Genomic DNA, 13285 nt, shown 5'->3' on the forward strand with positions numbered 1-13285 from the left:
TCTCGTCGCTCACGTACGGATGGACGGAGCGTGGCTGGGCAGCATCGACATCTCGATCAACAAAGCCTTCACGGCCCGCGCGTTCGACACAGCCACCAAAGACCTCGGCGACCTCGCCCAACCTGGTGAGCAGTTCTACGGCATCCACGCCTCCAACGACGGTCGGGTGATGGTCTTCGCCGGTGGCATCCCGCTCGAGCGCGACGGCCAGGTCGTCGGCGCCGTCGGCGTCAGCGGAGGAACCGGTGACCAAGACCAGGCCGTCGCCGAAGCCGCCGCCAGCGCCTTCTGAGACCGACCCGCACCGAACCCGGCCCCCGGCCGGCAGCCCACCCACCGAAGGAGCCGCAGTCCCGGTCCGTTATCGGCGCCGTTTACAACACTGCGCGGCGTTGTTTAGAGACCAATGCCCTGAAGGACGAGGTCCACGCCGCCGACGACACCGGCACCCCCGCGCAGCAGCCTCGGCCTGCGAATCAGTCCTCGACCGGGTAGGACGCTGTCAGCACCGGCGGCGACACCGGAGCCACCACGTCGCTCGCGCCGGTCGCAGACCGCAGGGTGTCATGAGCACGGCCACCGTCGCGCGAGGCACGATGCCCCTCGCCGACCATCTGCGGGAGGCGCGTCGACGCGGAGTCCGCGCGACAGTGGCGCCATCGGTCGAGTCCGCGCGACAGTGGCGCCATCGGTCGGCGTCGTCGCCGGCTTCCCTTTTTCCGACCAGGTCCTCGACCTCCTGCGTGCGCCGATCGAGCAACTCGCCGCGTCACGCAACGCGAGCCTCAACTACGACACCGTCACCGGCGCGTTCGACCTCAAGCTCAAGATCGCCCTGTTCTGCGGAGTCATCGTGTCCAGCCCGGTCTGGCTGCTGGAGCTGTTCGCGTTCGTCACCCCGGGCTTGACCCGCCGCGAGAAGAAGTACACCCTCGGGTTCCTAGCGACCGCGGTGCCCCTGTTCGCAGCCGGCTGCGCCTTCGGCTTCCTGCTGTTCCCGCACATGGTGCAACTGCTCACCGGGTTCGCCTCGACCGAGGACAGCACGATCCTCACCGCGTCCTACTACGTGGACTTCGTCCTGCAGATCGTGCTCGCTATTGGGATCGCGTTCGTGCTGCCGGTCTTCGTGGTGATGCTGAACTTCCTCGGGCTGATGTCGGCCCAGACCCTGCGCCGGGGCTGGCGCGTCATCGTCGTCATCATCACTCTCCTCAGCGCTCTTGTGACGCCAGCGGCCGACGTCTTGTCGATGTTCTTCGTCGCCGCACCCATGTCCGCGCTGTTCGGTGCCGCCATGGCCATCACCCACCTCCACGACCGACGGGCAGCACGGCATGCGATCACCGCCGACCGCGCACGCCCCGCCCTGACCGAGTGACGAAGGAGTCCACCCCATGTTCGGTTTGACCTTCGAGAAGCTCCTTCTGGTCATGCTCGTCGCCGGGATCATGGTCAGCAGACCACGGTGCGCTGGCGACATTTTCTCGCCGGGTTGGACTTGACCTGACCCGGTCCGGTTGACAGGTCCAAGTCCACTACCCGGCCGAACGAGTCCAAGGTCGAGGTCTTCGGGCGTTCAGGATTCAACCGTTCCGGTCGTTCCGCTCACGTTGAAGGATCAAGTGATTCAACCCAGATGGCGCAGTGACGCAACTGTGAACCACCGTCAGCCCTGGGCCTCGCCCAGGCGCGCTTCGGGCGTGAGCTCGGCGGAGAGCCCGCCGCCGGTCGCAGCCAGGGCGAGGGCGCGACCCAGCAATGGTGCCTGCTTGAACAGATTGTGACCGGCCACAAAAAAGACAGGACTTGCCTCCCACACGGCCACGCCGTCCTCACTCGACGGGAGGTCGGTCACCCAGCAGTGAAGGAAGTCGCGCGGCTCCGGGTTGAGACCGGGCAGCGCCCGTGCCACGTAGTCGCGTGCGCGTTCGTCCAGCGATCGAATGGCCGCAGGGTCGATGAAGGTTCCGTCGTCGCGGACGCCGACGGTCTCGCTGAGTCCGACCGCATAGCTGCTGTTGCCCGGTAACGGCGTCGCGTAGACGCCGACTTCGCCGAAGACGCCGCTGCTGTCCTGCAGGCACGCGACTCGTTCCGGGGCAGCGGCTTTCACGTCGAAGGTCAGCCGTACGTGTGCGGCGAGGCGAACCGGCAGCGACAGGCCGACGCTGCGTGCCAGGCGGGCGGTCTCGCGGCCGGCGCACACGACCACCTTGGAGTAGACAGCCCGGTCGGTGACGCTGCGCACCTCGACCGTCCCGTCGGTGCGGGGGTCGATGGAGATCACCTCCCCGGTGGTGACGGCGTCTCCGAGGGCACCCGTGAGTGCCGTGATCGCGGCGCGGGTGCGGATCGCGCCTCCCGACTCGTCGAGCACCGCGGGCCCCGAGTACCCAGCGAGCAGCGGCATTCGCTGGGCGAGCTCGGCTGCATCGAGCTCGTGGGCTTCCACGCCGCCGACACGGTCGAGCACACGCAGCCGCGCCAGTGCGCTGTCGCCGATCGCCACGACACCGTCTGATGAGACCAGCTCGACGTCAAAGTGTTCGGCCCACTCATCCCATACGCCGCGGCTCTCTCGCGCGAACGTCACGAGTCGCGGGTCGTCGTGGGCGTGCCGGAAGATCCGTGACTCGCCTGCGGACTGACCCGTCCCGGGCAGACCGGCCTCGTACAGGCGCACCGGCACACCCTGTTCCTGCAACGCGTACGCCGTCGACAGACCGACGATCCCGCCCCCGATCACTGCTACCTCGGGTGAACCCGTAGTGGCAGCGCCGTCGTCAGTTTTCGTCATCGCGGTTCCTCATCTATCTGTTCGGGACTTTCGGTAGGCGCAAGAGAAGGGGCCGCTGCGATGTCGTCCGCGGGCTGCGCAAGCCCGAAGTCGGCGCTGGCAGCGGCCCCCTCTGCTCTGGGCCTGCGCTCCCGATCCGTGGTGTCAGGTGGGGAGCTTGAAGGCCAGTACGTCGAGGTCGAGGAACGCCTCCACCTCGTTCTCCTTGCCGGGCAGCGCGTCGAACCTGACCAGCAAGCCCTTCGTCGCGTTCATGACGTCGCCTCTTGCTGTGTCGAGGTGCCCGCGAACCGGGACACGATCGTGTCGCAGAACGCAGGCAGGTCGTCGGGTGAGCGGCTGGTGATCAGATTCTCGTCAACCACCACGTCCTCATCGACGACCTCGGCACCGGCGTTGCGCAGATCCGTGCGGATGCTCGGGAACGACGTCAGGGTGCGGCCAGTGACCACGCCGGCCTCGATCAACGTCCAGGGCCCGTGACAGATCGCCGCCACGGGCTTACCGCTCTCGACGAACTCGCGGACGAAGGAAACGGCGTCCTCGTCGACCCGGAGCTGGTCGGGGTTCACCGTGCCGCCGGGAAGCAGCAGGGCGTCGTAGTCGCCCACGGAAGCATCGGCGACCAGCCCGTCGACGGTGAACGTGCCCGCGGCATCCAGGTCGTTGTCACGCGCTTGGATCTCGCCGTCGTGGACCGAGAGGACCTCGGTCCGAGCCCCGGCCCGGTCAAGTGCCTCGCGGGGCTGCTCGAGCTCGACGCGCTCGACCCCGTCCGCGGCGAGAATCGCGACCCTCCTGCCCTGCAGATCCGCGGCCATGTCAGCTCGCCTTCTTTCCGCTCGACATGCCGGGCTTGATGACGACCTTGGTCCAGCCCTCGGCCCTGGAGTCGAAGTTCCTGTAGGCATCGGCAGCCTGCTCCAGCGAGATCTCGTGGGAGACGATCCAGGACGGCTTCGCCTTGTCAGCCGCGATCAGATCCCGCAGCCGGCGGTTGTACTTCTTGACCGGGCACTGACCGTTGCCCATGGTCTGCCCCTTGAACCAGTGCAAGCCGAAGTCGATTGCCGCCTTGCCCTGCTTGGCCAAGTCGCTCTTGGCCCCTGGATCCTGAGGAACGAACACGCCGACGGTGCCGATCCCGCCGGTGAACCGCACGGCGTTGATGAGCATGTTCAAGGTGGCAGCCGGATCTTCGTTGCCCTGAGGATCGTGGGCCTGGTAGCCGACGCACTCGCAGCCGCGGTCGGCTCCGAGCCCCATGGTCTCGTTCAGCACAGCCTGCACGGGGTCGACCTTGGAGTCGTCGATGGCGATCGCTCCGATCTGCTCGGCCAGCGCGAGCCGGTCGGGGTGGCGATCTACCACCATCACCTTCGCGGCGCCCTTGATCGTCGCGGACAGGGCAGCCATCAGCCCCACCGGTCCTGCCCCGGCGATCACGACGCTGTCGCCCGGGATCACGCCGGCCATCTCGGTGGCGTGGTAGCCGGTGGGGAAGATGTCGGAGAGCATGACGTAGTCGTTCTCCTTCTCCTGCGCGTCCTCACCCAGGCGCAGCGCGTTGTGGTCGCCGAAGGGCACCCGGAGCAGCTCCGCCTGCCCGCCGCCGTACGGGCCCATTTCGGCGAACCCGTAGGCCGCACCGGCGGTCGACGGGTCAGGTTGCGTCGTCAGGCAATAGTTCGTGAGCCCGCGCTCGCAGTTCTTGCAGAACCCGCACGAGATGTTGAAGGGCAACACGACCCGGTCGCCCACCTTGACCTTCTCTACGCCCTGGCCGACCTCCACCACCTCCCCCATGTTCTCGTGACCGAACGTCCGGCCTTGCTCGAAGGAGGTCCGCCCCTCGTACATGTGCAGGTCCGAGCCGCAGATGTTGGTGGTTGTGATCTTGACCAGCACATCAGTGGGCCGCTCGATCTTCGCGTCCGGAACATCGGTGACTGCGACGTCTCGGGGTCCCTGATACACGACAGCCTTCATACGAATCTCCAATCGTTGTGTGGGCCTTCCGACCCCTCCACGCTCGCCGCCGACCACCAGGAAGTCATGGGCACGCCAGGTCCAAACCCCGGTGCCAACTTGGGTCGAGTGCACAACTCCCTACGTTGCGTGCGCAGCGGAAGGGATACGGTGGGCGCAACGCTGCCCCCCGAGAGTTGACGAGGACCGATGAGCTCTCACGAACTCGGACTGGATCCCGCGATACATCAGTGCTGCAGGCACCGAGGTGGTGCCGCTCAGCGCGACGACCTGTTGGGTCCCTACGTCACAGAGGGATCCCGGGTGGGTCGGCGAGGGACCGCGAGATGACCGTCTCAGAGCCTGCCTCGACCCGAACCGTTGCGGACATCGACGGGCTAGATCTGGAGCGTGCCCTCACCGGTCTCCATGAGTTGCTGGTGATGTCCGTGACGATGCTGCAACGTCACGACGTGGACGGGGTCATCGACGTCCTGGCGCGTGGGGTCGAGTCGGTGACCGGCTGCACCTTGGTTCACGTCAGCTTCCAGCGTCACCAGGAGTGGACCACCCTGCCCCCCGGTGAGCCAGCGAGGCCGGCGGAACCGAGCCCCCCCACCGGTGAACGGGTATTCGTGCAGGACCACGGCGACTCCTGGACGTCTACGACCTCTGTCGCGGTCTTGAACGGCGCACCGGGCCAGCTGGTCCTTCGCAGCTCCGCCCGGCCCGACCCCGAACAACTGTTCGTCATCGAGCAGTTGGGCGACCTCCTCGGGACGGCGCTGGCGGACGCGGAGTTGCACGAGCGCCACCGCCGACGCGCCCGCGAGCTCGATTCAGCCAACAACGAGATGGCGTGCACCGTCGCGGCCCTGCATCATCGGGAGGGGGTGCTTGAGGAGTTCGCCCGACTCGCCACGACCGGGACTGAGCTCGAAGTGGCCACCTCGCTGAGCCGGCTCACTGGCTCCACTGTCGTGCTGCGGGACAGATTCGGGCACGAGACGACACGGATCACGGTTGCCGACAGGTATCAACCGGTCCTCGAGCGAACCTCGCTCGAGGCGGTGATCGGCGGACGCCCCGAACTCGGCACGATCGAACTGGAGGTGCCACCGGACAAAGAGCAAGACGACGTATTGTTCGCTCTGCAATACGCCGGCGTCGCACTGGGGCTGCTGAGGGCTCATGCCGCAGCGATGAATGAACTGGAGAACCGACTGAGTCGAGACCTCCTCGACGACCTCCTCGAAGGGCTCCCGGACGACGTTGCCTTGGACCGGGCATCTGCCCAGGGCCACGACCTTGGCGTTCCGCACGACCTGATCGTGTCCGCGTGGTCCTCCGTCAGGGATCACCGCTGGCACGACCGCGACGTCGATCACGTTCGGAGGGCCATTGCTCGTCAGCGACTGCCCTGCTTGGTCGTCCGGAACCAGGGACTGGTCGTCGCCCTCGCCCGTCGAGGTGTCGACATCGGCCGCTTGTTCGACGACTTGTCCCGCGATTACGGCGACACCAACGGTGTGATCGCCAAAGGGGAGCAGATCAACTCGCCGCAGCAGATACCACGAGCCTATGAGCAAGCCCAACGAGCACTCAGGGCTCGTCAGCAGTCCGCCAATCCGTATGGCTTCATTGCCTACGCCGACTTGGGAGTGGACCGACTCCTTGCCCTTGACGCCAATGCCGATGAGGTCGAACGCCTCGTCAGCGACTGGCTCGGCGACCTGCTGAGCTACGACCGCCGCCACGGCACCGAACTCGTCCTCACGCTAGCGGCGTACCTCGACCACGGAGGCAAGTACGCCGACACGGCAGCAGCGCTCTCAATCCACCGGAACACACTGCGGTACCGACTCAGCCGCATCACCCAGATCTCGGGCCACGACCTCACCGACGTCGAGACGAAACTCAACCTCCACCTGGCGGCCCGTGCCCGGCGACTGCGCCGTGCCCCCGTCGGCGAGCCCCCGCGGGACGCCGTACGGAGCGGTACGCCCAATCCGTAGGTCCGGGACAGGAAGCTGCGTTGCTATTCAAACGGTTCGGATCACCGCCAAGCAAGTCCTACTCGGAGGTCGATCACACAGTTGGCGAATTACGTATTTCTCGACGGATGAGTCTGGACCGAACGGAAACATTGCAAAGATCTACGATTTCCGCGGGGGATATGGGTGCGGCATGCGCCCCCGCACAGGGCAGTATCAGACCTGCTACGGTTCGGTCCCAGGCGCATCGGCTCCGTTCGGCCCCAGCGATCTACTGGAAAATAGGAGCGAAGTCTTTCTGAGGTCTGCTGGGAAAAAAACGGGATAACCGTCTTTCCATATCAGCGCTTCTATATCAAGTTCGAGAGCACAATAGATTTCCGCGACAACTCGAGCGATGGTTCCCCTGGACTCAAGTTTCGCGGCTGGGACACGTGTTTGACGGCTCTTCCCAGATGACGGTGTAGGTCGGCCGGGCGGCGCGTCGGTCTGCAGATAGACGTCGAGGTCTCCCGACGACGGAGGTTCCTACGCCATCCATCCGAAAGACCTCGACGTGTCCGACGCTACCCCGCCGGCCGGCTTCGGCCGCCCTGACCTGACCGCCTTCGCTCGACTCGACGGCCTCGGTCTGAGCGTGACCGGACAACGACTTGAACCGGATCGTGCGGTCCTCGCGTGCCGCGTGGTGGAACCAGATCAGTGGTGCCGACGGTGCGGCAGCGAAGGCGCTGCTCGTGACACCGTGATCCGGCGGTTGGCCCACGAGCCGCTGGGCTGGCGACCGACCGTGCTGGAAGTTGTAGTGCGCCGCTACCGCTGTGCCGACTGCGGACACGTGTGGCGCCAAGACACCAGCGCCGCGGCGGAGCCACGCGCGAAGCTCTCGCGCACCGGGCTGCGGTGGGCGCTGGAAGGGATCGTGGTCGCACACCTCACCGTCGTCCGTGTCGCCGAGGGACTCGGGGTCGCGTGGGACACCGCCAACAACGCGGTCCTGGCTGAAGGCAAGCGGCTGCTGATCAACGACCCCACGCGGTTCGAGGGCGTGAAGGTCATTGGCGTCGACGAGCACGTCTGGCGCCACACCAGGCGTGGCGACAAGTACGTCACCGTGATCATCGACCTCACCCCGGTCCGCGATGGCGCCGGGCCAGCAAGGCTGCTGGACATGGTCGAGGGCCGGTCGAAGGCGGCGTTCAAGACCTGGCTCGCCGACCGCGACGACGCCTTCCGTGACGCGGTCGAGGTGGTCGCGATGGACGGCTTCACCGGGTTCAAGACCGCCGCTGCAGAGGAGATCCCGGACGCGGTCACGGTGATGGATCCCTTCCACGTCGTGCGCCTGGCCGGTGACGCCCTCGACAGGTGCCGGCGCCGGGTCCAACTCGCGATCCACGGGCACCGTGGGTTCAGGGACGACCCGCTCTACAAGTCGCGGCGCACGCTGCACACCGGCTCGGACCTGCTCACCGACAAGCAGAGCGACAGGCTACGCGCGCTGTTCGTTGATGACGCTCACGTCGAGGTCGAGGCGACCTGGGGTGTCTACCAGCGCATGATCGCCGCCTATCGCCACGAGGACCGGCAACGTGGCCGCGAGCTCATGGAGAAGCTGATCACCGACCTCAGCGCCGGCGTCCCCAAGGTGCTCACCGAGCTCACCACCCTGGGCCGGACCCTGAGGAAGCGGGCCGCTGACGTGCTCGCCTACTTCGAACGACCCGGCACCAGCAACGGGCCGACCGAGGCGCTCAACGGACGGCTGGAACACCTGCGCGGCTCCGCACTCGGGTTCCGCAACCTGACCAACTACATCGCCCGAAGCCTGCTCGAGACCGGCGGCTTCAGACCCCAACTCCTACACCCCCGATTGGGATGAGCCAACAAACTACCACCGTATTACAGGTTCATCGACCAGATATTAAGTTCGATCAACGACAACGCCGACGAATGGGATGATTGGTGGCGCAATTCCAATGCTCCTCAATGCCACGTCTTCGCCTGGGTCGGCGGCCCTGCAACGAAAATCCGTGTTCACCGATCCGAGCGAAGGGTTCTGGCACAGATTGACCGCGCGATTCCAGTCCGAGCAAGTGGCTGGTCCGACCCCGGAAAAGAAGCAGCCATTTCAGATGCTCACAAACTAATCGAGAGGCTAGCCGACCGGTTTGACCTCGGCAAGGCTCCTACGCTCGTTATACCACCGGAACGAAAGTGCTAGCGCCGGCGTAATTTCCGAATTGCTTCAAGCGGGTGAGTCCCGAATGGACCCGCAGTGGCGCGGTCCCGGAGGCCAAGTTGTCTGATCTGGCGAGTTCGGTGGCGGGTCTGGGGGTGCCGCTCGACGCGCGGGGGCTGTGGCCGGTGCAGGTGGCGCGTCGGGAGCTGGCCGGGCTGTCGGTGTTCGAGCGGCACACCGAAGAGCTGGTCGATGGGGTGCGGGTGTTGGATATCGACCGCTGGTGGGCGGCTCTTCTGAGCCTTGCCGATGCCGGTGAGTTCGTGCGTGTGGCAACCGGTCTGGTGTGGCGTGATCATGTGCGCGGCATGGAGAACCTGGCGGCGCTGGAGCGGTACGGCGAGGAGGGTGTGCTGCCGTGGATAGCGTCCCGTGTTGACCGGCAGGGAGTGCTGTGGGACGTGCCGTGGTGCTTGTACCCGTGCTTGCTGGGGTGTCGTTCCCGGAGGGCGTTCGAGCTGGCCGCGTCGATCCGTGGGGTGGACTCCGATCTGGACGACCCGCCATGGCGCCCGTACCTCGACGAACCTGACGCGATGCTGCGGCATTGGTTACAAGAGCACCCCGACGAGGGCACCGAGTATCTGACGGACGCAGATCCGGTCGCGGCCAAGGCATTGCGAGTGTTGTTCGCCGACGACCCGCGCGGGGCGAAGCGGCGACTGCGCCGGCGGCTCGGTAAGAATCGGGCCGATCGGCTGCTTGCCGATCAACGGATCGCGGTCCCCCCGGTCGCTGCTGCTGTCCGGGAACGGCTCGCGGCTTGCCCGCGAGGTGACATTCCGCGCAGCCGGCAGCCGGTGACCATGGCCGATCTGGCGAGCGTGTTCAGAGCCTTCGACCGGCCTCGAATCGACCCCGACAGGCCGGCGCTCCACGTCACCGGCTATGCCTCGCGCGGGGCCGACGGATTGGTGTTCCAAGCGTTGCGCAGCAACGGAGCTGAGCACAGTATCGGGATCGAATTCACCGCGGTAGGGTTCGGCGGCGGCGTGCACACGCTGGACGAGGCGGAGTGGACGCTGATCGATGCGGGCCAGTTGGACCAGCTCGAAGCGGGACCGTCCGATATCGCCACCGTGCGGGTGCGGCGTTTCGAGCAGCCGGATTCCACGCTGACCGCTCGCCGCGGGACGAACGACTCGTGGGCCGAGAGCCTCCTTGCCGCCGTGGCGGACCGCCGCCGGTCGGTGTTCCTGGACGGTCGGCAGCTGCACAAGCACCTGCAGCTCGGGCCGGTGTTCACACCGCTGTTCGACTGGGACGACTGGGTGCCCCCGCCCTCCGACAAGGACATCTGGAAGTTCCCCCAGGCGGACCTGCTTGTCGAAGCGCTGCGCGGTCGCCACGCGTGCACCACCGCCCGACTATGAGCGGTGGGCGGGTCCGATGCAGGCAGCCCAGAGTCCCCGACACTGTGGACCCTGCGGGCGCCGGTCGCTGATCAGCCGTCGAGCTCGGCCTGTCGCCGGCTCAGGTAGGCACGCTCGGCCGGGTTGCCGGCCAGCTCGATCGCCCGGTCGTATGCCGCGCGCGCCTCGTCGGTGCGCGACAGCCGGCGAAGCAGATCGGCGCGGGTCGCGTGAAACGCGTGGTAACCATCGAGTTCGGTTGCCAGAGAGTCGATCTCGGCCAGAGCGGACTCCTCACCAGCAACCTCGGCAACCGCGACTGCGCGGTTGAGTCGCACGATGGGCGAAGGGTCGAGGGCGAGCAGCCGGTCGTAGAGCGCGACGACCTGCGGCCAGTCGGTCGCGGCAGCGGTGTCCCCATCGGTGTGCACCGCGTTGACCGCCGCGAGCAGCTGGTAGCGCCCAGGGGGTTCGGCTCCGGCGGCGACGGCCGCGATCCGCTCACGCACCAGCGCGTGCCCCTCCTTGATCATCGCCCGGTCCCAGACCCCGCGGTCCTGCTCGCCGAGAGTGACGAGTGCACCGTCCGGTGACACCCGCGCGGCGCGACGGGCATCGGTCAGCACCATCAGCGCCAGCAACCCGCAGACCTCGCCGTTGTCCGGCAGCAGCGAGCGAAGCAGTCGCGTCAGCCGGATCGCCTCGTCGCTGAGGTCGGTCCGCACCGCGTCGTCGCCGGCGCTCGCCAGGTAGCCCTCGTTGAAGACGAGGAAGAGGACCGCGAGCACCCCGGCGAGGCGGGAGCGCACGTCGTCGGCGCTCGGCACCCGGTAGGGCACGTGCGCCGCCTTGATCTTCTTCTTCGCTCGCGTAATCCGCCCCGCCATAGTGGTTTCCGGCACGAGGAAGGCGTGTGCGATCTCAGCGACGGTGAGGCCCCCGAGCAGTCGCAGGGTGAGCGCAACGCGCGCGTCCATGGCGAGTGCCGGGTGGCAGCAGGTGAAGACGAGGCGAAGCCGGTCGTCCTGCACGGGGCCGGTCGGCTCCGGGACCGAATCGTCATACAGCATCTGAGCGGCCTGATGTTTGGTGTCGCGGTGGGATTCGCGGCGCAGCCGGTCAATCGCCTTGCGCGTCGCAGTGGTGGTCAGCCAGCCGCCGGGGTTCGGCGGTATGCCGTCAGCCGGCCACCGCTCGACCGCTGTCGCGAACGCCTCGGCGGCGGCCTCCTCGGCGACGTCCAGGTCCCCGAAGCGGCGCGCGAGGCCGGCGACCACCCGCGACCACTCGTCGTGGTGAGCGCGGGCGATCGCCTCGTCGACCGTCGTCACGAATCCAGCAGGCCCTGAAAGTCTTCTGCGGTCTGGAACGGTCGCACCTCGACCTTGCCGCGGCACGCCTTCGACCCGTCGGCGGCGAGCGCGAGCGCCTCGTCGAGATCAGCGGCGTCGATCACCCAGAACCCGCCGACGTGCTCCTTGGACTCGAGATAGGGGCCGTCGGTGAGCACCGGCTGATCGCCCCGCCCGTCGACGACGGTGGCGGTCGTCGCTTCGGCGAGACCGCCGGCGAAGACGAACTTGCCTGACTTCTCGAGCTTTTCGTTGAATGCGCCGGTGTCGGCGAACGCCTGCAGCATCTCCTCCTTGGAGCCGTAGTTGCCGAACTCGGTGCGCTCGGCCGGCCCGAAGACCGACATCAGGTAACGAGGCATGTCACTCACCGTCCTTGAGTTGCAGGATTTCTTCACGGCTGGGGAAGCGGTGCACTTCCTGCGGCCAGTCGAGGGCGACCGCGATCCGGCCGGCCCATTCGCGTGCTGCCGCGTCGTCGTCGACCTTGATGACGCAGAAGCCGCCGAGGTGCTCTTTGGTCTCCACGAACGGGCCGTCGCTGAAGACCGGCTTGCCGTCCCGTGCCGACACGTTGAACAGTGCGGTCTCCGCACCGATGCCGCCGTCGCTGAAGACGAAGACACCGGCCTTCTCCATCTCGTCGACGACCTGCAGCGCCGCCTTGCTCTTGGCGCGCAGCTCGTCCAGGGTGTGTTCGCCCACCCACTCGTCGTTGAATGCGATCAGGTACTGCGGCATGTCGTCTCCTCGTGCTGCGGCGGCCCGGTTGGCCGCCGTACATCAACTCCACGAACGGGCGCGATCCGATACGACACCCGACCCGGAGCAATTTTCAAGAGCGGTCGAGACGTCGCGAACCGGCCGCCCGTACTTCGCCGGACCATCATCAAGCACTAGGTTCGGCATACGTGCGAGATCGGCGGGACCAGCGGCGATCTCTTCGACAAAGAAGGAGAGCACCTGATGTCGTATGCCGTTGACTTCCAGACCGTGCCGACCGTTGGACTGGAGTCCTCGCCGGTCGCCGAGGCGCTTGCCGGCCTGCGCGCCAACGAGGCTCTAGGCGGAGCTCGGCCCACTGGCGCTCCCGAGTGTGAGGTCGATGGCACTGATGATGTCGGGCAGGGACTCCGGGTGTGCGAGCTGCAGGTGGGTGAGCTCGTCCAGCCGGCACCAGCGCAGGTCGTCGTGCTCGCCGGGCGCCAGGTTGGCTGCCTCACCGTCCCATCGGGTGACCACGAAGCCGTCTGTCGTCAGGTGCGGCGCGTGCACCGTTAGCGGCACCGGACGAGGATTGCGAACGTGAATGCCCAACTCCTCCAGGCATTCCCGGACGACTGCATCGCGGGAGGACTCGCAGGGTTCGACGTGTCCGCCGGGGAGCGCCCACCGGTCGGGGTAGGCCTCGTGCGCCGGGTGGCGGTGCGTCATGAGCACACGATCATTGCGAACGAGCACCACGGTCGCGATCAGGATCATGGCCGGGATCAGGCGGCCGTGTGGGCGTGGCCGGGCATGCGTCCTGGGGTGAGGTCCCAAGTGACGCCGTCGGCGCGGACGTGGACCCTGCTCAG

12 protein-coding genes and 1 pseudogene are annotated in these 13285 nt (G+C 66.9%); 6 read left to right on the plus strand and 7 right to left on the minus strand.

The features are described 5' to 3' along the window. Both HKD39_RS00005 and tatC read left to right on the plus strand, forming a co-directional pair. Positions 1–292 (plus strand): GlcG/HbpS family heme-binding protein (locus HKD39_RS00005; RefSeq protein WP_171197816.1); only part of this gene is annotated, 292 nt, incomplete at its 5' end. 387 nt (positions 293–679) lie between these two features. After that, positions 680–1381: a twin-arginine translocase subunit TatC gene (gene tatC, locus HKD39_RS00010; RefSeq protein ID WP_212753719.1), complete on the plus strand. Its 702-nt coding sequence runs from the start codon at positions 680–682 to the stop codon at positions 1379–1381. Between the two features lie 288 nt (positions 1382–1669). On the opposite strand, the gene HKD39_RS00015 is transcribed toward tatC, so the two are convergent. The 3 genes from HKD39_RS00015 to HKD39_RS00030 form a co-directional block, all read right to left on the minus strand. Further along, a complete protein-coding gene (locus tag HKD39_RS00015; protein ID WP_171197817.1) occupies positions 1670–2800 on the minus strand; it encodes an NAD(P)/FAD-dependent oxidoreductase in 1131 nt (376 codons plus the stop codon). 251 nt (positions 2801–3051) lie between these two features. Further along, positions 3052–3621 (minus strand): type 1 glutamine amidotransferase domain-containing protein, encoded by a 570-nt coding sequence (locus HKD39_RS00025; RefSeq protein ID WP_171197818.1) that lies wholly within the window; start codon positions 3619–3621, stop codon positions 3052–3054. A gap of 1 nt (position 3622) precedes the next feature. Then, positions 3623–4789 carry a glutathione-independent formaldehyde dehydrogenase gene (locus HKD39_RS00030; protein ID WP_171197819.1) on the minus strand — a complete coding sequence of 389 codons (1167 nt, stop codon included), beginning with the start codon at positions 4787–4789 and terminating at the stop codon, positions 3623–3625. Positions 4790–5115: 326 nt separating this feature from the next. Between HKD39_RS00030 and HKD39_RS00035 the strand changes: the two genes are divergently transcribed. The 3 genes from HKD39_RS00035 to HKD39_RS00045 all read left to right on the plus strand — a co-directional run bounded on the left by HKD39_RS00035 (position 5116) and on the right by HKD39_RS00045 (position 10377). Beyond that, entirely contained in the window at positions 5116–6783 is a 1668-nt protein-coding gene (locus HKD39_RS00035) for a PucR family transcriptional regulator (RefSeq protein WP_171197820.1), read from the plus strand. Between the two features lie 535 nt (positions 6784–7318). Next, a complete protein-coding gene (locus HKD39_RS00040) occupies positions 7319–8644 on the plus strand; it encodes an ISL3-like element ISPfr2 family transposase (RefSeq protein WP_171197821.1) in 1326 nt (441 codons plus the stop codon). Between the two features lie 374 nt (positions 8645–9018). Next, entirely contained in the window at positions 9019–10377 is a 1359-nt protein-coding gene (locus HKD39_RS00045; RefSeq protein ID WP_171197822.1) for a hypothetical protein, read from the plus strand. 71 nt (positions 10378–10448) lie between these two features. On the opposite strand, the gene HKD39_RS00050 is transcribed toward HKD39_RS00045, so the two are convergent. Genes HKD39_RS00050 through HKD39_RS00060 form a run of 3 tightly spaced genes read right to left on the minus strand, consistent with a single transcriptional unit; the run spans position 10449 to position 12449 of the window. Next, a complete protein-coding gene (locus tag HKD39_RS00050; RefSeq protein ID WP_171197823.1) occupies positions 10449–11687 on the minus strand; it encodes a DUF6596 domain-containing protein in 1239 nt (412 codons plus the stop codon). Beyond that, positions 11684–12070 (minus strand): YciI family protein, encoded by a 387-nt coding sequence (locus tag HKD39_RS00055; RefSeq protein WP_171197824.1) that lies wholly within the window; start codon positions 12068–12070, stop codon positions 11684–11686. Before HKD39_RS00055 ends, HKD39_RS00050 begins: the two co-directional genes overlap by 4 nt. 1 nt (position 12071) lies before the next feature. Next, positions 12072–12449, minus strand: a complete 378-nt coding sequence (locus HKD39_RS00060; protein ID WP_171197825.1) for a YciI family protein — start codon at positions 12447–12449, stop codon at positions 12072–12074. Between the two features lie 225 nt (positions 12450–12674). Here HKD39_RS00060 and HKD39_RS20150 point away from each other — a divergent pair. Further along, positions 12675–12770, plus strand: a pseudogene (locus HKD39_RS20150) (phage tail protein); the annotation flags it as partial. On the opposite strand, the gene HKD39_RS00070 reads toward HKD39_RS20150, so the two are convergent. Then, on the minus strand, positions 12771–13190 hold the full coding sequence (locus tag HKD39_RS00070; protein ID WP_212753721.1) for an NUDIX domain-containing protein: 420 nt from the start codon (positions 13188–13190) through the stop codon (positions 12771–12773). It lies immediately after the preceding pseudogene. Positions 13191–13285 lie beyond the last annotated feature (95 nt).

The sequence above is a fragment of the Nakamurella aerolata genome (assembly GCF_013002705.1).
Lineage (GTDB): Bacteria > Actinomycetota > Actinomycetes > Mycobacteriales > Nakamurellaceae > Nakamurella > Nakamurella aerolata.

Excerpts from the sequence above, each read along its gene's own strand:
- HKD39_RS00015 (WP_171197817.1), bottom strand. The coding sequence starts at position 2,800 with ATGACGAAAACTGACGACGGCGCTGCCACTACGGGTTCACCCGAGGTA.
- HKD39_RS00025 (WP_171197818.1), bottom strand. The coding sequence starts at position 3,621 with ATGGCCGCGGATCTGCAGGGCAGGAGGGTCGCGATTCTCGCCGCGGAC.
- HKD39_RS00030 (WP_171197819.1), bottom strand. The coding sequence starts at position 4,789 with ATGAAGGCTGTCGTGTATCAGGGACCCCGAGACGTCGCAGTCACCGAT.
- HKD39_RS00035 (WP_171197820.1), top strand. The coding sequence starts at position 5,116 with ATGACCGTCTCAGAGCCTGCCTCGACCCGAACCGTTGCGGACATCGAC.
- HKD39_RS00055 (WP_171197824.1), bottom strand. The coding sequence starts at position 12,070 with ATGCCTCGTTACCTGATGTCGGTCTTCGGGCCGGCCGAGCGCACCGAG.
- HKD39_RS00060 (WP_171197825.1), bottom strand. The coding sequence starts at position 12,449 with ATGCCGCAGTACCTGATCGCATTCAACGACGAGTGGGTGGGCGAACAC.
- HKD39_RS00070 (WP_212753721.1), bottom strand. The coding sequence starts at position 13,190 with ATGATCCTGATCGCGACCGTGGTGCTCGTTCGCAATGATCGTGTGCTC.